Here is a 19855-nt window from a genome sequence, read left to right on the forward strand (position 1 = left end):
TCAGCTGTGCAAAGTTTTAAGCAGGTTGTTTAATAGATCGGCAATAAATTGAATCCGCTTTTCAGCATCTTGCAACATCACCATTACTTTTAAACGCTGCCCACCATCCATACGGAAATAGGTCGGTTGTTTTTGCATCATTTGAATGATGCTCATGGCTTGCACAGGCGTATCGGGTGAAAATTCGATATGACCACCATTTGTGCCAATATCAATTTTAGTGATGCCCAACTGCTCTGCTTTTAAACGCAATTGATGCACCGCAAAGAGTTGTTTCACCGCTTGTGGCGGAATACCAAAACGGTCAATCAATTCCATACGGATATGATCAAGCTTTTCTTGAGTATCGGTATTACTAATGCGCTTGTAGAATAATAAGCGCTGATGCACATCGCCCAAATAATCATCTGGAATCAAAGCAGGCATGTGTAGGTTGATTTCTGCAGTTAAAGACAATGGCGCATCGAAGTTAGGTGTTTTACCCTTTTGAATGGCTTTGGTGGCTTTTTCTAGCATTTCAATATACAAGCTATAACCAATGGCTTGCATTGACCCACTTTGTTGCTCACCCAGTAATTCTCCCGCACCACGAATTTCCAAGTCTTCGGTTGCTAACATAAAACCAGCCCCTAAAGTTGAGGCACGCTGAATGGCATCCAAGCGTTTTTCAGCATCACCTTTTAAGCCTTTAATAGATGGTACAAGCAAATACGCATAAGCTTGGTGATGCGAGCGCCCGACACGACCACGTAGTTGGTGCAACTGCGCTAATCCGAGTTTATCTGCACGTTCAATTAAAATGGTATTGGCATTTGGGACGTCAATTCCTGTTTCAATAATGGTCGAGCAAACTAAGACATTGTATTCTTTATGATAAAACTGCTGCATGACTTGCTCTAATTCGCGTTCTCGCATTTGCCCATGTGCGACTGCAACGCGCGCTTCTGGTACCAATTCACGAATGGTTTCAGCACTGCGTTCAATAGTTTCCACTTCATTGTGCAGGTAATACACCTGACCACCACGTAACAATTCACGTAGAATGGCTTCTTTCACAGTATCGCGAGTATGTTCCTGTACAAAGGTTTTCACCGCTAAACGGCGTGCAGGCGGTGTGGCAATAATAGATAAATCGCGCATACCACTAAATGCCATATTTAAGGTACGTGGAATTGGCGTTGCGGTTAAAGTCAGCATATCCACATCGGCACGCAACGCTTTAATACGTTCTTTGTCACGTACACCAAAACGATGTTCTTCATCGACAATCATTAAACCCAACTGCTTGAACTGAATATTTTCTTGCAGAATTTTGTGCGTCCCAATCACAATATCGACTTTGCCTTCAGCTAAATCTTCAATGGTTTTTTGATGAGATTTGCTTGAACCAAAACGCGATAAGACTTCAATACGCACAGGCCAGTCGGCAAAACGGTCTTTAAAAGATTCATAATGCTGTTGTGCCAACAATGTTGTTGGAACCAATACAGCAACTTGTTTGTTGTTCTGTACCGCGACAAATGCAGCCCGCATGGCAACTTCAGTTTTACCAAAACCAACATCACCACAGACCAAACGATCCATTGGTTTTGCCAATTGCATATCATGTAAGGTCGCTTCAATTGCATTGGCTTGATCTAAGGTTTCTTCATAAGCAAAGCCACTGGCAAATTGCATATAAAGACTATGATCCAATTCAAAAGCGAAACCTGGTTTAGATTGACGGCGTGCTTGAATATGCAGTAATTCTGCTGCGACATCATGAATTTGTTCCAAAGCTTTGCGTTTGGCTTTATTCCACGCATCTGTGCCTAATTTATGCAAAGGCGCAAGGTCTGGGTCACCTCCGCTATAACGGCTAATCAAATGCAAATTGGTAACAGGCACATACACTTTTGCAGCATCGGCATAATCGAGTTGTAAAAACTCATGTTCTTGCTCATCAATGCTTAAAGTAATTAAACCTGCATAACGACCAACACCATAATCAATATGTACCACAGGTGCGCCTATGCTTAACTCGGTCAAACTACGAATTAAAAACTCTTCTGAAACTTCCTGCTGACGTTTACGACGGCGCTGCACCACGCGATGTTCATACAGCTGATTTTCTGAGATTACACTCAATTGGTCTTGAATGACCAAGCCGCGGTCTAAAGGTGCATGGGTAATCGCAATAGCTTGTAAAGACTGCTGAAAGGCCTCAAAACTCTCAACTTGTGGAATTTCACCTAAAGCTGCACGTAATGCATCTTTTAATGTTTCACGGCGGCCTGCACTTTCTGCCACCAATAAAACAGGATGATTGGCGGCATCAATATATTGCTTAACGGCATGAAAGGGTTGCTCTTGTTTTGGATCAACCGCTAAACGTGGTGGTGCAAGCGTGCTTAAGTTCACCACACCTGCTTTTTGCTCAAAAGCTTCGGGGGATGCAATCACACGTCCAAATTGATTCAGTTGTTCTAATAATTGATTCGGTTGTAGAAATAATTGTTCAGGCGGTAAAATTGGTTGGTCGATGTTATGACGTCTGTCCTCATAACGATACAGCACATCTTTCCAAAATTGAGTTAAACCGTCATCGATCGCCTTATCTGTAATGACAATGCAATGCTTTGGTAAGTATGAAAATAGTGTATTTTGGCCTTCAAGCTGAGCCTGAGTGAAAAATAAGGGAGAATAAAACTCTAAACCAGGCGATGCAATGCCTTCTAGCACATCCTGATATACAGGGTTTTTCTTCGGATTTGCTGTTGGGAAACTTTCTGCATAGCGGTCACGGAAAATCGCACGACCTTCTTTTAAAGGAAATTCTTTGGCAGGTAAAACCGTAAAATTCTGCAAGCTTTCAGTGGTTCGCTGCGTTTCTGGATCAAAAAACTTTAAGGTTTCAACTTCATCATCAAATAAATCAATACGGATGGGTGCTTCTTGTCCCGAAGCATAAATATCCATAATACTGCCACGCACAGCGAACTCGCCATGATCATAGACAGAATCGACCAGATGATAGCCTGCTTGTACTAAACGCTGTTTTTGTTGTTCCAAAGCAAACTTTTGCCCAACACGAATATCAAAATGCTCACCCAACACCCATGAGGTTGGTGCAACACGTTGCGCTAAAGTGGTCGCCGACACCAATAACACGCCTTGCTGTGGCATATTGGATAAAATCGCCAGACGCTCCGACACAATGTCTTGATGTGGTGATAAGCGGTCATAAGGCAAAATTTCCCAATCGGGGAAAATGGTCGGTTTTACCCCGTAAAATTCTAATTCACTTTCCAACTGCGCCAAATGTTGTTGATTGCGCGCAACAATCACAAATAAATGCGGGTTCTGCTGACCAATTTCTTTAAATAATAATGCTGCGGCAGAACCATGTAGATTACCAATCCAGCGTTTTTCGCCAGCTTTCAGTTGAGCTAAATTGAGTTGGGAAATTTCGTGTTGGAACATGTATATAGCTTTAGGGTCTTAACAACATGGGACTTATACTAGCACGATGAATTGACGGTTTTGCGTAATTTTTTCATCCTGAATTGCATCGTTTTAATTGCAACATTTTATAAAACAGCGTGCTTTAAAGTTTGATACACGCTCCGCTTTACTTTTGATCTCGTAAAAACTGTCGATAATAATCATTCAATTTTTTTACAATCGCTTTAAATTCCTGTAGGTTTTCTTCGGTATTGCCAAGCAATGTATTAAAACGCTGTTGCGCAATTTCAAGATCAATTTTTTCATTGATAATCATGGCAGTAGAATACAATTGCGCTAAATCATCAAACTTTTGCATACGTCGGTTGGATAAATAATTTAAACGCGCTGCTAAAACATTGTTAAGCACAATACCATCGACAATATAGCCTTGTTCTGCATCCCATTGAATTTTATGTGCTTCTAAATAGGCAATTTCTTCGAGATTGGCTTTATTTTTAAACAACCCTGTAAGTTTGCTGAACATTTTGAACCTATAAATTGGCGAAATCAAAGTGAATGCTGCAGAGTTTAAATGCTTCACTAAAATAGATGCAACTGATCAGGGTGATTTATGCTCCCCTGATGTTATAAGTCAGTGTTTCAACCCCACTTTGCTTAGGCTATTTATAATGATGCATATTTTGCATCCTGCCAAATGCAAAAAAGCATCTTGAAGATGCTTTTATAACAATCAAAAACCACTTAACGCTTATTTGCCATAAGTTTGCTGTAAATACTTCACAATCTTAGCTGATTCAAAAAGCTGAGTCTGGGTATTTGGATCGATTAAAAATGGGACTTGAATATTATCACCCATGACTTTTAATACCTGCTCACGCTTACCACCTGCCAGTGGCACATATTTACCCGGTTTTAAACGTAATTTTGCCAAGCCTTGATCTTGCCAACGCTCTTTGGCTACATTATGAAATTTGAATGGCAACTCCAGTTCAGTCAATACACCACGCACTACACGTGTATAAGGACTAGCCTCAAAACCCCACAGTTCAATCAATTGTTCAGGTGCAGCGCGCTCTACAATTTGCTGATTAATCCACACACCACGTGCACCATTCAATAATGTGCCCGCAAGCGCCACATAAGGAATTTTAGGAAAATGCGCATATTTTTTTGGCGTTTTTCCACTTTTACCATAATGTTTGAATAAATGATGAATGATCTGCTGTGATTCATAGAGGTGATCACCTGTATTTTCATCAATTAAAAATGGAAACTGAGTTTTACCGCCGAGTAGTTTCACTAAAGGACGATATTTTGTGCCGCCTTTGGGACATGGATAAACTTGATAATCCAAATTTAACAAGGTCATGACTTCACGTACACGACGGCAAAATGGTGAACCTTCAAACTCATATAACTTTAAGGCTTTTTCGGGTTGCTTGGGAAACGCAGTCCCATTCACGCCACGCCCACCCTCGGTAAGCATAGATGCGATTGCCTGAATGACTTTAATTTGATGATGCACCATTTTGTTTTCCTTTTGATGTGCTTAGCAATTTGATGACTGCGCCATCAAACCGCTTATAAATCGACCAGCTTTTCCTTTGCTACAATAATACCGTTGTTGTCGGCATAGACATAATCGCCAGAATTAAAAGTGACTTGTCCGAAATGCAAACTCACATCTACTTCACCCACGCCTTTGCGGTTACTTTTTTGTGGAATTGAAGCCAAAGCATGTACGCCTAAATCAAGTGCTGCAATTGCATCGACATCGCGCACACAACCGTAAATAATCACGCCATTCCAGTGATTTTTCACTGCAGATTCAGCAATCAAGTCTCCCATCAAGGCACAGCGCATAGATGCCCCACCATCTACTACCAAAACCTTGCCCGTACCATCGGTTGCCAATAACTCTTTTACACGCGAGTTATCTTCAAAGCACTTTACAGTCACAATTTGACCACCAAAAGTTTTACGTGCACCGTAACTTTTGAAAAATTTACCATCCAAAGATGGAATCACCACTTCAAGGTCATGTTTTGGATGGTCATCTAATAAGTCACAAGTTACGAATGGTACTGTAGACACGTTGTTCCCCTTTTACTTGGTTTTTTGTATTTGTAAATTATCATAAATTTGAAATTTATGAATTTGCGATTGCGCCGCCTCGACCATAGTATGAGCCACTTGTGTAGCGCTTACTGGCTTATATCTAAAATGATCGGGAATAAATCGTGATATTTTAAGATACAGCTTTTGCCCTAAATCTTCTAAACGCCGTTGTTCATTGCGCTCACCCAATAATAAAGATGGACGCAACATTGATACTTTGTCTAAATCTAAGCTTTCAATATATTGTTCTAGCTCGCCTTTGACACGATTATAAAATACGGCTGATTTAGCTTGTGCACCCAAAGCACTGACCAATATGTAATGCGTACCCTTCGCCTGCAATAGTTCGGCGAAATGTGCATTGATGGTATAATCCACAGCATAAAATGCCTCTTTTGAGCCTGCCTTTTTTAAAGTTGTGCCTAAACAACTGAATGCATGGCTATAACCACTCACATCTTCATCATTGAGCAATAAAAAGTCTTCGAGTAATAACGTGTGGACTTTTTCTAAGTGATTCAATTCAGGACACGGTCGGCGCAAAACAACGGTGATGTTTTTACATTCAGATAGCTGATTCAGCCGTTTAACCAATTGCTGCCCAACTAAACCATTTGCACCAATTACAATTGCATTTTGAATAGAATTTATCATTTTTTAAACAATCTCTGAGGCTTAAAGCTAATCTACCTGTTTCTTTCCGATTTTTCTGCAGCTAAAATGTTGTCAAAGCATGTCAAGACTTGACTTAACTGTCTAGTTTCATCAAAATATGGCACTTGTTTACGGGCTGGTGATAATTCTTCTGATGTTGGTTTTCGGAAGTAATTGCAGCCCGCCCAGACCAATCTATTTCAAGGAGTGTACGAGTGGCAAACTCTGCTCAAGCTAGAAAACGTGCTCGTCAAAACGTTAAAGCACGTAAACACAACGCAAGCTTACGTTCTATGGTTCGTACTTATTTAAAACGCACAATCGCTGCTATTGCTGCAGGCGATTATGCGGTTGCATCTGAAGCTTACAAAAAAGCTGTTCCAGTGATTGACCGTATGGCTGATAAAGGCATCATCCATAAGAACAAAGCAGCTCGTCATAAGAGCCGTTTAAACGCTCAAGTTAAAGCTTTAGCTTCTAACTAAGTGTTAAACAAAAGAAGCCCGTTAGGGCTTTTTTTGTGTCTGCTAACTCGCTTGCGCTTCCAACTGTTACTTAAAATTAGGCATTTCAACTTACTTAAAGCTTTTTTTAGCCATGAGTACGAGCATTTTTACCGCAGGTTGAATACAATCGCTTTATTGCGAAATATTCCGTGTCGATAATAACTTCTCGGCTTGATGCACTTGATGCGTTCAATGTTCTACTTAAACTTTCTGACGAAATTGTGAAATATCTAAAGTGTGAATCTGACCGCGCCAAATCCATTTTAACTTAGATTCTAAAAACTCATCGCCTTCAAACCAAACAAATAAACCTTCCATCATGCCTGGCCAATCGGCTTGCGTGACTTCCTTGCGTCCAGAAATTACCGCAATAATTGCGGCCAGAATAGTATCGTGACTTACAGCCAAACTGAGTCCGTAGGGGTTGGTCGGATGAGTGTTATAAATCAGCTCAAGAACATCTACCACCCCATGAATCGGATGTTTCATGCCAGGCAAGGCCTTGTTTACAAAACTATTGATAAAGCCTAACGCGCCCTGCTCCTGAAAATATGGACCTGCCTGCTTGATATCAAGTACAAAGCTTCCAGGCTCAACCAACAATCCTTGTTCTATAATTTCAATGTGATGGGTATTAGGTTCAAGGGTAATACCATCCGCTCCACGAATCATTAATGCAGCTGTATCGACACAACGCTGAATAGGACTTGAAATACAGTGTTGAATCACTCGATCTGTATTTCCAACCAAGTAGCCTCCCCATGCTTCGGCTAAATCACGGCCTTGATCTGTCAACTGCAAATTATAGCCAGCCAAACCCTGACCCGCGACAATTTCACGAATAGAATGACGGGTAAATAAAGTCACAGGCGTCTGAGCATCTGGCAATAAATCAATTGCTTTAAGCATACTTGCAGGGAGTAGTTCTAATGCCATGATCTAGCCAAAATTTTTTTACTTGGTTACTTGACACTATACCATGTTCAGCACTTTGCTCAATCTGACTTCGCCATAAGTGCCAGTGCTTGTAAGGCAATCTTTTTCATCTGTGTATTTTTATAGGAGATAAAACCACCATTTAGCAATGTATCGCGCTGATTGTATAAAAATGGCCGCCCATGAAAATCGACCAATCCACCACCAATTCGTTCCAGCAAGCATTGTCCTGCACTAGTGTCCCATTCCGAGGTCGGATGAAAACGTGGGTAGACATCGACACGATCTTCCAAAATCATGCAGAATTTATACGCACTCCCTGCTTTTATTTCTTCAAAATCGGTCAACTGTGCCAAGCTTGTTAAATAGTCTGCATAGTGTGACTTTTTTTGACTGCTGTGGCTTAAACCAATTTTTAGAATTGAAGATGTTACCGTTGGTGCTGGCTGATAGAGATACCATTGCTGAGTTAAAATATCATATTTGAATGGCATACCCTGTTCTGGGCAAAAATAAATCGTGTGCTCGCCCGGTACAGCAAGCACCGCAAAAGTTGTTAGCGCACCACAAATTAAACTTAAATTAATGGTAAATTCTGGACGTTGATGTAAAAACTCTTTGGTGCCATCTAAAGGATCTAGCAACCAAAACTTCTGCCATTGGTGGCGCTGATCTTGTTCACCTTCTTCTGACAATACAGGCAAATTTGAAATTTCTGCCAAAGCCTGCATTAAATAATAATTGACCCGATAATCAGCTTGCGTAACAGGAGAATCATCAATTTTCTTTTCGACATCAAAAGCAGCACCTGAACAGTAATCTTGAAATTCCTGATTTAAAATTTCACATGCCTGCTGCATGATTGACAACAACTGTAAAATTAAAGTATGCGTTGGCGCCGTTGTTTTTATAAACATAACTATCCTTTTTAGACCGTATCTAAAGGTCTAACTTTTCATTACTTTCATAAAAACATTGTAATAAAAATTACGGCTGATACGTAGCAAAAAACTCAGTCTCTTAATATGCTAAATCAAGACTTTAAGTTTCAAAGGAATTCATTTTTTACATGAATTTTATTTATTCAGTGCTAAGTTAATTAATTCTTAAATGGATCAGATAAGCTTTTTTTGAACATGGAAAAAGTGAGTGCAGCACTGACCATTAATAAAATTCCCACAATAACCAAATAAGTTTCGCCACCAACAAAACCAAAAATAATTGCAGCAATACCCAATAAACCCAAAATAGTGGTAATGGCAATTCCTAAAATGGACATCACAATTCCTTATAAATTTTCTTAATGATGAAAAATTGACAATTCTCAGGGATCGCTCTGTGACATTCATGCATCTTTTGATAGTCAAAGCGTAACATTTGATCTTACTTTACAGCATTTATATACAGAACTTATACTAAAATAGACTAATCACATCCTATTTCATTTCACTGAGCTTGCTGAATAGATTAAGTGCAAATTATGACAACTTGATGCATTTGATTAAAACAACTGAAATAACTATGCTTACTCCGTAATAGACTTCTTTCATAATTTTTTAATCCCTCATTCAGCAGCCTTATCCACTTGCGGATTAATCATCATGATGAACCATACATGGCGCAAGAGAAAGGGCTTTCATTCCAAGTTTTACAAATGATTGATGATCAAATTTTTTCTAAAAGAATTACAATTCATTCCAAAAAATTCATAGCATTGATTCATAAAAAAACCCGATCTGCATCAATCTGGTTAAATTTAAAGGTATACAAGTTTGTACACTTAATAAAAACCGACTTAGATTTTAAACCGAAATTCGATCAATCTTTTTCTAGAAAAGTTAACTCCCCCTCATCTGAGGTAATTTTAATTTTCACTTTACGATAACTGCGTTTATCTGGATTTAATGCCGATTCTGAAACATGATGGGCGAATTTCTCATCTCCCATTAAATGCGCAAATAATTTATAACCGATACGCATTTTCTTAATTTTCTTCTTCTTTTTCTCAAACTCATCGAGTTGTTTATCTAAGTGTTTTAAATCTAAATACTGTTGTTCAGCCATTACTAGCTCCCTGATTTAAAAAAATTTACCTTTCAATTCTATGCTTATACAGAAAAACAAATACAGAAATATGTCAAAAAAAATGTTTTTGTGAACGCTACAGTAACTTTCTACAACTGCCGCATCTCAGTTGTTTATATGAAAAACCTACACAGTACTTATCTATTTAGCCTAACATGATTTGGCTAAAAATAAGACAGTATTTTGAGTTATGCCTCAAGCATGTTTAAATGAGTCTGTTTTTTCTGCCTTTTGGCAATTGCTTTATGGTTTAAGGTGTCTAAATGCGCAAAAATATCATCATGTTTGACATGGACGGAACGTTGTTAGATCTCGCTTATGATGATTTTATTTGGAATGAACAATTGCCAATTCGCTATGCAGAATTACATGCCTGCTCTTTAGCACGCAGCAAAGAAATTTTATACGTTTTTTATCAAGAACATAGCCACACTTTAGAATGGTATTCCTCACGTTTTTGGACAGCCAAAGTCGGGGTTGATATGTTAGCCATGCAACTTGAATATAAAGATCAAGTCACTTTGCGTCCACAAGCCATTGAGTTACTGGAATATTTAAAAAATAATGGCTATCGTATTTGGCTCACCACCAATGCAGATTGTGCAGGTTTAGACTTTAAACTAGCACATACAGGTTTGACAAAATACTTTGAAGTGATTGTTAGCTCTGAAAGCGTTGGTTATGCCAAAGAACGCGTTGAATTTTGGCAAACATTGCAACAACAACATGCGTTTAATCCTGCAGATTGCTATTTTATTGATGACACCGAAAAGGTGCTTAATGGTGCTAAAGCCTTTGGGATTGGACACTTATATAGTATTGCCCAGCCATCTTCAGCAAAACCAGCGCGTCAGACTTGTAATTACCCTATGTTGCACCAATTAACAGATTTAATTCCTGTCTTAGAACAATTTGAGGACACTCAAAAATATGCCTAAAACTTCGTCCCACGAAGCCATTGAAACGATTCGAATTGATAAATGGCTATGGGCTGCACGTTTTTTCAAGACCCGCTCTATTGCAAAAGCTGCCATTGAAGGCGGCAAAGTACATCACAATGGCGAGCGCGTTAAAGTTTCCAAAGAAATTCGTGTGGGAACTGAACTGACCATTCAACAGGGTTTTGATAAAAAAACCGTATTGGTCAAGGCATTATCGGGTGTACGTGGCCCGGCACCCATCGCTCAGCAACTTTATGAAGAAACTGAAGTGAGTATTGCACGCAGGGAATTGATTGCGACCCAAAGAAAGTTGCATAATCTAGCACGACCTGATCATCGACCAAGTAAAAAAGACCGTCGTGACATCAGCAAATTCAAACAAGAAAATGATCAGCAATTTGACCAATTTTGGTCATATAATGATGATTAAATAGAGCGTCATAGTTTGTCGCAAAGGCTATGATATAAATAGAACTACAGGAAAAATTCTGTCACTATATCGCATGTGGAAAAGATTGAAGTAAATGCATCCACTTGAGTATATTATTTCGTGACATCGTAATGAGGTTGTAAGATGGATGAGAATAAAAGCAAGGCGTTAAATGCGGCGCTTAGCCAAATTGAAAAACAATTTGGTAAGAACACTGTCATGCGTCTAGGCGACAACACTGTGCAAGCGGTAGAAGCCGTATCTACAGGTTCATTGACCCTAGATATTGCATTGGGTATTGGTGGCTTACCTAAAGGTCGTATCATTGAAATTTACGGCCCTGAATCATCAGGTAAAACCACAATGACCTTGCAAGCCATTGCAGAATGTCAGAAAGCTGGTGGAACCTGTGCCTTTATTGATGCCGAACACGCGCTTGATCCTCAATATGCACGTAAACTTGGTGTAGATATTGACAATCTTTTGGTATCGCAACCAGACAATGGTGAACAAGCCCTTGAAATTGCCGATATGTTGGTACGTTCTGGCGCAATTGACATGATTGTAGTCGACTCCGTGGCAGCCTTAACCCCTCGTGCCGAAATTGAAGGCGAAATGGGTGACTCGCACATGGGCTTACAAGCACGCTTAATGAGCCAAGCCTTGCGGAAAATCACGGGTAATGCCAAACGCTCGAACTGTATGGTGATCTTCATTAACCAAATTCGTATGAAAATTGGTGTAATGTTTGGTAGCCCAGAAACTACAACAGGTGGTAACGCATTGAAGTTCTATGCTTCTGTTCGTTTAGATATCCGCCGTGTAGGTCAAGTGAAAGAAGGCGACGAGATTATTGGTTCTGAAACCAAAGTCAAAGTTGTGAAAAACAAAATGGCACCACCATTTAAAGAAGCATTATTCCAGATTCTTTATGGTAAAGGTGTTAACCATTTAGGTGAGCTGGTCGATTTAGCCGTTCAACAAAATATCGTGCAAAAAGCAGGTGCTTGGTATTCTTATCAGGGCGATAAAATTGGTCAAGGTAAAAACAACACCATTCGCCATCTTGAAGAACATCCAGAGCTTGCTAAAGGCATCGAAGCGATTATTCGTGAACAACTACTCACGACAGGTCAAGCTGCACCTGTAGAAGATAAAGACGAAGAAGAATTCGACTTACTTGATGTTTAAAGCATGCGCTAAGATGAACACAACAAACTGAATTAAATAGAACGCTCTACGGAGCGTTTTATTGTATATGGAAGCATTACCATGCCTGAAGACAAATTCCCCAAACTGATTGATTACGCTGCGCTAAAACAACAATTTGGCGAAGATGAGCAATCATGTAGCCGAACTGAGCAGATATATTCCGAAACAACGTCTGCCCTGCATTTTGCCTCAAATTCTGCGCCTAACATTAATAAACAATACCCTGCTCATACGGAAGCCATTGATGATCAAGAACACAATCACAATGAAGACCAAGACGAACAGCAAAACAAACGCCCAGGACTAACAGGTTCTCGTCTACGCAGCTATGCCTTTGCTGTCTTAACGCGTAAAGAATATTCTAAAAATGACTTAATTGAAAAACTGGCTTTATATGCAGAAAACCGTGATGAAGTGATTGAGTTAGTCAATGAATTGGCACGTGAAAATTATCAGAGTGATCAACGCCTAGCAGAAATGTTACTGGCTAGCCAAAAGCGGCAAGGTAAAGGGCCAAATCGTATTAAAATGGCTCTTAAAAACAAAAAAGTGGATAGCAGTTTAATTTCAGAAGAACTTAAAGAAACTGATTGGGCAGAACAAGCCTATCAACTGAAAGTGAAAAAATTCGGCACAGAAGTCGCAAACGAGCCAAAACTTAAAGCCAAACAAATTCGTTTTTTACAGTATCGGGGCTTTGATATGGATGCGATTATGAAAGCAATTCGTAGGAAAGAGCAGAATTTTTAAAATAGTGGATATAAGATCAAAATAAGTAGAAGATAAATAGAATTATTATTTCAAAACTGGTGGCAACCCTACCAGCAAGCCTTCGGCACATCATAGTTCCACTACCGCTGCTACCTTCCGGTCCTGACGGGGTTCGTAGAGTACAATTGCGAAGTAACCAGCAGGGCTACCATTGCAAAAACAGAGTATAGAGATTTTTAACAAACTTGCAAGCGTTGTTCTGTATTTCCTTTTATAATGCTATCCAATTGATTATTTTAAAAACAATTGAAGACATTTATAGAATAACGTCATTTAAAATTTAGTCTAACTAACCCATCATAAAATTATTTCGAGATTTAAATCCTAGATTTACCCATATTGCGCTGAGATTGATGATAAGTTTGTAAAAGCTTATTGCAATTCCACGCGTGGACGTTTTAAATGTGGAAAATGACCAAATCAACAGGTTGAGTCCAATATGCTTACAAGGACTCACCTACACAAGATTAAGATGGATGTTCAATTATGCTAAAAAAGCATGCACTTTGTGCTCTTGCCCTACTGTGCTCAACGCCTATATTTGCCAATATTCCAATTGAAAGCCACAATCTCAGCCAAAGCAGTGCTAGGTATGCCAATAGCCCTGCGATTGCAACGAGTAATATGGCAACTGCCAATGTACCCACCAATATCAATTGGCAGTTGATGCAAAAAAACCAGCAACTTGAAAATGACATCCGCCAGTTACGTGGCAAAATTGAAGAACAAGACAATGAAATTGCGCAGCTCAAACATGAATTGCAAAATCGCTATACCGATTTAGATCAACGTCTAGAACTGCTCCAACAAAAAATAGACCCTGAATCTGCTCCTGCCGCTGAGGAGGATAACCAAAAAGATACTGCACCCAGCGCCAGCAACAACCAGTTAAACAAGAATGCCACGCAATCTGTGCAAAATACAACGCATGTGAGTCCAACAGCTCAAGGTTTAAATACCAATATTGAGCTGGAAAAAGCAGCCTATACTGTTGCATTGGATGCCTATAAACAAGGTGGTGCCAAAAAAGCGATTGCACCTATGCAAAACTTTATTAAAAACCACCCAAACAGTGTGTATATCAGCAATGCGTATTTTTGGTTAGCTGAATTTAATTTAGCAATTGAGCCAACCAATTACACCGAAGCCAAAAAGAATTTTGAAATTGTAGCAACAAAGTATCCCCAATCTGCAAAAGCATCAAGTGCCTTATATCGCTTATATAGCATAGCGCAAGATGTAGATCACAAACCTACTTTAGCAGCGCAATACAAAAGTAAAATTCTGAGCCAATATCCAAAGTCTGAAGAAGCAAGATTTTTAAAATAAGCCAATAAAAAAAGACATCCGAGGATGTCTTTTAATATTCTGAAGCTTGCCGTATTCGGTAAACTCAAACCTTAACGCACAATACCACGTTCAGATTGTTCTAAAGAATCAATTAAACGCTGCGCTTCTGCCACATTTGGCAAAATATCACTGCGAATTTGCTGAATGGCTTGCTCAGTGGTTAATCCAGATTTGTAAATGAGTTTAAAGGCTTCACGAAGACCTTGAATCACATCCTTCGACCAGCCTTTACGACGCATTCCTTCCACATTCATTGCAAATGCATGTGCAGGATTACCAGAAACCATGACATACGCAGGCACATCTTTAAGAATAAGCGATGCACCACCAATCATGCTATAAGAGTCAATTTTACAGAATTGGTGAATACCAGAGTTTCCACCGACAACCACATAATCCCCAACATGCACATGACCTGCCACACCCACGTTATTGGCAAAAATATTGTGATCACCCACCATACAGTCATGTGCGATATGTGTATTGACCATAAGTAAGTTGTGACTACCAATTTTGGTCAGGCTATTGTCTTGCACCGTACCACGATGCAAACTGCAGTGTTCACGAATTTTGTTGTGATCACCAATTTCTAGCCAAGTTTCCTCACCTGCATATTTTAAGTCCTGACAGACCTCACCTACGCTGGCGAACTGGAAAATTTCATTGTGCTGACCAATACGGGTGTAACCACCAATCACCACATGCGAATGAAGTTTTGTACCCTCACCAATCGTTACATTTGGGCCAATAATACAGTATGGACCAATCGTGACATCTGAAGCGATTACTGCAGATGAGTCAATAATAGCGGTTGGGTGAATGAGTGGGTTATTGCTCATGCTTGCTCTGTTTTCTGATGCGAAACCATAATTTCCGCGGTTGCTGCGACGACGCCTTCAACGGTGGCGATACAATTATATTTGTAAATGCCTCGTTTTTGCATAACTAATTCAGATTTTAATACAAGTTGATCGCCTGCAACGACTTGTTTTTTAAATCGAACTTTTTCTGCGCCTGCAAAAAGGAACAAAGAACCTGCGCTCGGTTTCTCATTATTCATGATAAAACCTAAAATACCCGACACTTGTGCCATCGCTTCAACGATTAAAACACCTGGCATGATCGGATAATTCGGGAAGTGTCCTTGCAAGAATTCTTCATTGATAGATACGTTTTTATAACCCACGATACCGTTATCAGTGACTTCTACAATGCGGTCTACCAATAAAAACGGATAGCGATGGGGTAAATATTCACGAATGGTTTGAATGTGCATTGGCAATTCAGGTTTAGTGAAGGTGCTAGAATTCGACTCAGTCATCATAATTATTTACGCAATTTAAAAGTTGATTCAAGGGACTCAATTTGAGATTGCATATCATCAAGTCTTTTCACCAATTGGGTCAATGGCACATCTGCTAATTGTCTGAGGCGCACAACAGTACGTTTCCACTTTTGATTTTCAAACAAGCCTATACCTGACGAATATTTTCCTGATTCAGAAATATTATTTGTGACCATTGACATTCCTGTCAAAGTCACATTATCGGTAATATTTAAGTGCCCTGAAATTGCACTTCCACCACCAATGATACAGTTTTTGCCAATTGTCACACTTCCAGCCACGGCAGTTTTTGCTGCAATGGCCGTATGAGCACCTAATTTGACGTTATGTGCGATTTGCACAAGGTTATCAATAATGACACCATCTTCCAAAATTGTATCATTTAGCGCACCACGATCTACGCTGCAATTCGAGCCAATACGAACATCATTACCAATAATCACAGAACCCAATTGCGCAATTCTGTGCCATTTACCTTGATAAGGCGCAAAACCAAAGCCTTCACCACCAATTACAGTATTGGCATGTATACGCACCCGATTGCCAAGTTTAGCTTCGCCTGTTAAGGTCACGTGCGAATCAATAAAACACTGTTGACCAATTTCGACAAAGTCATCAATTTTACAGTGCGATTGCACAATCGTATTGTCACCAACCACGCAATTTTCACCAATCACCACATAATGACCAATATAAGCACTCTCCGCAATGATGGCTGAAGGATGGATTTGTGCTGTACTTTCTATACCGCGTTGCGTATGTTTACGCTCAAATACATGAGTCAGAATTGCAAAAGCCAGATACGGATTCTCAACCACAATAAAGTTGTAATGATTGTCTAACTCAGCTTGTAGTGAAGCGGTCACAATTAAAGCCCCCGCTTGGGAGCTACGTGCTTCCGCTAAATATTTATCACCATTCACGAATGCAAGTTGATGCGCCTGAGCAGACTCAAGGCTTGCCAAACCTTGCAAACGTAAATCGGCTTGTCCAATACATTGACCTTGAACTAAACCAGCAATTTCTTCTAAGCGATAATATTGGGAACTCATTGATTATTTAAGTGCGTTGACCTTTTGGATCATTTTATCAGTTAAATCATACTTCGGGTCATAGGCAAGTGCTGAGTTTTTATTCAAAACCACATCTAAACCATTTTCTTTACGCAATTGTTCAGCAACTTGCTTTAAACGAGTTTCAAAACCATCGTTAATTTTGTGCAATTCTGACTGGACACGGGTTTGTACCGCTTGTTGCAAACTATTAAATTCTTTCAATTTCGCTTGAAACTGTGTATTCATTCTTTGCTTTTCAGCGTCTGATAAATTCGTAGCCTGCTGCGCACGTTGCTGCATGGTTTCTAACTCTTTTGTCAGTTGCTCAAGCTTGGTGGTTTGTGGTTTGACCGACTGTTGCAAAGCCAGATTTTGCTGTTTGAGATAACTGCTATTTTCGACAACACGCTCTAAACTTACTACACCATAGCCTGCAGCATGTGTCACTGTAGCCAGTGTAGATAAACCAAACAATGCCAAACTCAATATTGTTTTTTTCATATGCTACATCCTGTGTTTAAACGATCCAACACGGGTCGCACTTAGAAAGTACGACCAATTTCGAATTGGATATTTTTAGTGTCATCGCCTTCTTTATCATTCAATGGATAGGCATAGCTAAGTGACAATGGACCAATCATGGTAATCCAGGTAAAGCCTACACCCACGCTATAACGCATTTCACCAAAGTCGAAGCCGTAATTGTCTTTACAGTACTTTCTTAAGTCAGCAGATGAAGAAATATCGCATTGAGTATCAAAGACTTGTGCGCCTTCTGCAAAAATCACTGGACGGACTTGACGTGTCCAATCCCCTTTAAATGGCACTGGTAACGCCAATTCTGTACCGAATTGGACTAAAGCATTACCGCCCACTTCTTCCAAATCATAATTTTCCAATGAATTATGTTCTGCATAAACACTGTCATATTTAGGCCCAAGCGTGCTGTTGTCATAACCACGTACCGAACCGTAGCCACCTGCATAGAAGTTCTTATAGAACGGTAAATCATTACCAAAACCTAACTTACCATAGCCACGTAAGACAAAATCCTTGCCTAATGGGAAATAAGCCTGTGCATCATAAGTCACTTTTTGGAATTCTACATCACTACCAGGCAAAGCAATTTCAGCATTAACACGATGCGACATACCATTGGTTGGGAAAATTGGACGGTTTAAGGTGTTATACGACCATCCCAAGTTTAGATTGTAAGTTAAATAATCACCAGAAAAACGATCAGCTTTAAGTTCTGTTGTACAAGGATCATTCTTATCTACACAATAATTTGATGAACCAATTTCTTTACCACCATTTTCCAATAAATAGTCACGAATATACGTTGAAACTCGATTACCCGTTGTAACTTCAGTCTGGTCAATGTTTAAACCTGCACTAATGCTTTGGTTTTCATCAATTGGGTAACCGAAGTTAATGCCACCACCGAAACTATCTGTCACATAGTTGTTTACGTTATAGGTATCATCTAGTTTAGTTTTACGATAGTACATGTTGTAACCACGACGCACACCATCAATCGTGAAGTATGGATCGGTCACACTCAAGTTATAATAGTCTTGTGTTTCAGAACGTGATAAATCAATCGAAACTGCGTTACCTGTACCCAAGAAGTTGGTTTGGCTTAAACCTGCTTGGAATGTCACACCACCGCTTTGCGAGAAACCTACCGCCAAAGTACTGGTACCTGAGTGCTGTTCTTCTACATTAACATTTAAGTCAATTTGGTCAGGCACGTTGGGAATACGCACTGGCTTAACATCAACAGTTTTAAAGAAACCTGTACGTTCTAAACGGACTTTAGATAAGTCGATTTTTTCATTACTTGCCAATGCGCCTTCCATTTGACGCATTTCACGACGGAGCACTTCATCGGCAGTTTTACTGTTACCTGAGAAGTTAATACGACGTACTGTAACTTGCTGACCTGGATTAATGTAGTAGTTTAAATCGACCAGTTTCGTTTCTTTATCAATTTGTGGCACAATATTCACTTCGGCATAGTAATAGCCTGCATTGCCATATTTACGCAGTAACAATTGTTTTACCGCATTCACTTTTTCTTGTGAATAGGTTTCACCATCTTTATAAATTTGCAGTGCTGTAAGTTCTTCTGGTTTGTACAAAGCATCGCCCAAGAACTTGCTTTCGCCAAACTTGAATTGCTCGCCTTCATCCACCGAAACTTCAACAAAAATATGCTTTTTGTCTTCACTCAAGTTCAAACTTGAATTGGTAATATTGAAGTTGATGTAACCTTTATTGAGGTATAGAGCACGTAATGCTTCAAGACTTGCCGCCATTTTTTCACGTGCATAGCGGTCATTACGGGTAACAATTGAACTCCAGCTACTTTCTTTTACCGCAAAAGCCTGCTTAATTTCACTTTCTTTGAAAACCGTATTGCCAATGATGTTGATATCCACCACTTTAGCGGCTTTACCTTCAACAAACTCCACGGTTAAATCTACACGGTTATTTGGACGTGCCGTGGTGATGACGCGTACATCAGCATCATAACGACCTTGCTGCATATATTGCTGTTCAAGCTCAGACTCTAAAGTTTGTAGTGCAGATTTTTTCAGCACTTCACCTTCAGCCACGCCCATTTTCTTTAAACCATCTTCCAATGCTTCTTTTGGAATCAGTTTATTGCCCTTAAATTCAACTTTAGAAATGATTGGACGTTCAACCACTTTAAAAACCAGCGTATCTGCTTCACGCGTAGCCTGAATATCATCAAACAAACCGGTGGCATACAGTGAGCGAATCGCATTGGCTAAAACGGCCTCATTGACACGATCACCACTATTGACTGGAATCATTCCATAGACATTGGCTGGCGTTAAACGAACAAGACCATCTATTTTTATATCTCGTACAATGAATTCATCTGCTGCATATACTTGTTGTGTTGCCGCCATTGCACTGACGAGTGCCAAGGGCATAAATAAATGTGTGTGCTGCATGCCAGTCTTTTCCAATGT

The 19855-nt window shown here is 39.7% G+C and carries 20 protein-coding genes and 1 other RNA gene; 6 read left to right on the forward strand and 15 right to left on the reverse strand.

The genetic code is table 11. From position 1 onward, the window contains the following. The 5 genes from mfd to BJN41_RS08350 all read right to left on the reverse strand — a co-directional run bounded on the left by mfd (nt 1) and on the right by BJN41_RS08350 (nt 6219). Entirely contained in the window at nt 1–3462 is a 3462-nt protein-coding gene (mfd, locus tag BJN41_RS08330) for a transcription-repair coupling factor (protein WP_070154514.1), read from the reverse strand. A 148-nt stretch (nt 3463–3610) separates the two neighbouring features. Then, nucleotides 3611–3970 (reverse strand): hypothetical protein, encoded by a 360-nt coding sequence (locus BJN41_RS08335; protein ID WP_070154516.1) that lies wholly within the window; start codon nt 3968–3970, stop codon nt 3611–3613. Nucleotides 3971–4195: 225 nt separating this feature from the next. Further along, on the reverse strand, nt 4196–4975 hold the full coding sequence (locus BJN41_RS08340; protein ID WP_070154520.1) for a glutathione S-transferase N-terminal domain-containing protein: 780 nt from the start codon (nt 4973–4975) through the stop codon (nt 4196–4198). A 53-nt stretch (nt 4976–5028) separates the two neighbouring features. Next, nucleotides 5029–5541, reverse strand: coding sequence for a ribonuclease E activity regulator RraA (rraA, locus tag BJN41_RS08345; RefSeq protein ID WP_070154522.1), 513 nt, complete (start codon nt 5539–5541; stop codon nt 5029–5031). 12 nt (nt 5542–5553) lie between these two features. Then, the gene (locus BJN41_RS08350; protein WP_070154524.1) at nt 5554–6219 is read right to left on the reverse strand and encodes a nucleoside-diphosphate sugar epimerase; all 666 of its coding nucleotides are present in this window, start codon (nt 6217–6219) and stop codon (nt 5554–5556) included. 215 nt (nt 6220–6434) lie between these two features. On the opposite strand from BJN41_RS08350, the gene rpsT reads away from it, so the two are divergent. Continuing rightward, complete coding sequence (gene rpsT / locus BJN41_RS08355; protein WP_019836483.1) at nt 6435–6704, forward strand: 30S ribosomal protein S20; 270 nt, start codon at nt 6435–6437, stop codon at nt 6702–6704. Between the two features lie 222 nt (nt 6705–6926). Here the strand turns inward: rpsT and BJN41_RS08360 are convergent, their stop codons facing one another. The 4 genes from BJN41_RS08360 to BJN41_RS08375 all read right to left on the reverse strand — a co-directional run bounded on the left by BJN41_RS08360 (nt 6927) and on the right by BJN41_RS08375 (nt 9725). Next, entirely contained in the window at nt 6927–7661 is a 735-nt protein-coding gene (locus BJN41_RS08360) for a histidine phosphatase family protein (RefSeq protein WP_070154526.1), read from the reverse strand. Nucleotides 7662–7720: 59 nt separating this feature from the next. Further along, a complete protein-coding gene (locus BJN41_RS08365) occupies nt 7721–8578 on the reverse strand; it encodes a 3'(2'),5'-bisphosphate nucleotidase CysQ (protein WP_070154528.1) in 858 nt (285 codons plus the stop codon). A gap of 182 nt (nt 8579–8760) precedes the next feature. Then, entirely contained in the window at nt 8761–8940 is a 180-nt protein-coding gene (locus tag BJN41_RS08370; RefSeq protein ID WP_019836486.1) for a hypothetical protein, read from the reverse strand. A gap of 539 nt (nt 8941–9479) precedes the next feature. Continuing rightward, nucleotides 9480–9725 (reverse strand): hypothetical protein, encoded by a 246-nt coding sequence (locus tag BJN41_RS08375; protein WP_004976684.1) that lies wholly within the window; start codon nt 9723–9725, stop codon nt 9480–9482. A gap of 284 nt (nt 9726–10009) precedes the next feature. Between BJN41_RS08375 and BJN41_RS08380 the strand changes: the two genes are divergently transcribed. The 4 genes from BJN41_RS08380 (at nt 10010) to BJN41_RS08395 (ending at nt 13079) form a co-directional block, all read left to right on the forward strand. Continuing rightward, complete coding sequence (locus tag BJN41_RS08380; protein WP_070154530.1) at nt 10010–10684, forward strand: HAD-IA family hydrolase; 675 nt, start codon at nt 10010–10012, stop codon at nt 10682–10684. Further along, a complete protein-coding gene (locus BJN41_RS08385) occupies nt 10677–11117 on the forward strand; it encodes an RNA-binding S4 domain-containing protein (protein ID WP_019836488.1) in 441 nt (146 codons plus the stop codon). The genes BJN41_RS08380 and BJN41_RS08385 overlap by 8 nt, the downstream gene beginning before the upstream one ends. A 144-nt stretch (nt 11118–11261) precedes the next feature. Then, nucleotides 11262–12308: a recombinase RecA gene (recA, locus tag BJN41_RS08390; RefSeq protein ID WP_004976691.1), complete on the forward strand. Its 1047-nt coding sequence runs from the start codon at nt 11262–11264 to the stop codon at nt 12306–12308. 81 nt (nt 12309–12389) lie between these two features. Then, nucleotides 12390–13079, forward strand: coding sequence for a regulatory protein RecX (locus BJN41_RS08395; RefSeq protein ID WP_019836489.1), 690 nt, complete (start codon nt 12390–12392; stop codon nt 13077–13079). 66 nt (nt 13080–13145) lie between these two features. Here BJN41_RS08395 and ffs read toward each other — a convergent pair. Beyond that, nucleotides 13146–13242, reverse strand: an RNA gene (gene ffs, locus BJN41_RS08400) — signal recognition particle sRNA small type. A gap of 341 nt (nt 13243–13583) precedes the next feature. On the opposite strand from ffs, the gene BJN41_RS08405 reads away from it, so the two are divergent. Beyond that, complete coding sequence (locus BJN41_RS08405; RefSeq protein WP_070154532.1) at nt 13584–14429, forward strand: YbgF trimerization domain-containing protein; 846 nt, start codon at nt 13584–13586, stop codon at nt 14427–14429. 71 nt (nt 14430–14500) lie between these two features. Here BJN41_RS08405 and lpxA read toward each other — a convergent pair whose 3' ends face one another. The 5 genes from lpxA to bamA are packed head-to-tail and all read right to left on the reverse strand — an operon-like array spanning nt 14501 to nt 19837. Then, entirely contained in the window at nt 14501–15289 is a 789-nt protein-coding gene (gene lpxA / locus BJN41_RS08410) for an acyl-ACP--UDP-N-acetylglucosamine O-acyltransferase (RefSeq protein WP_019836491.1), read from the reverse strand. Next, nucleotides 15286–15774, reverse strand: coding sequence for a 3-hydroxyacyl-ACP dehydratase FabZ (gene fabZ / locus BJN41_RS08415; RefSeq protein ID WP_070154539.1), 489 nt, complete (start codon nt 15772–15774; stop codon nt 15286–15288). The genes lpxA and fabZ overlap by 4 nt, the downstream gene beginning before the upstream one ends. Nucleotides 15775–15776: 2 nt before the next feature. Then, nucleotides 15777–16847 (reverse strand): UDP-3-O-(3-hydroxymyristoyl)glucosamine N-acyltransferase, encoded by a 1071-nt coding sequence (gene lpxD, locus BJN41_RS08420; RefSeq protein WP_070154542.1) that lies wholly within the window; start codon nt 16845–16847, stop codon nt 15777–15779. Between the two features lie 3 nt (nt 16848–16850). Continuing rightward, entirely contained in the window at nt 16851–17351 is a 501-nt protein-coding gene (locus tag BJN41_RS08425) for an OmpH family outer membrane protein (RefSeq protein WP_070154543.1), read from the reverse strand. Between the two features lie 41 nt (nt 17352–17392). Beyond that, nucleotides 17393–19837, reverse strand: coding sequence for an outer membrane protein assembly factor BamA (gene bamA / locus BJN41_RS08430; RefSeq protein ID WP_070154545.1), 2445 nt, complete (start codon nt 19835–19837; stop codon nt 17393–17395). Nucleotides 19838–19855 lie beyond the last annotated feature (18 nt).

Origin of the sequence: Acinetobacter towneri, from assembly GCF_001758345.1 — a bacterium.
GTDB classification, from domain to species: Bacteria; Pseudomonadota; Gammaproteobacteria; order Pseudomonadales; family Moraxellaceae; genus Acinetobacter; species Acinetobacter towneri_A.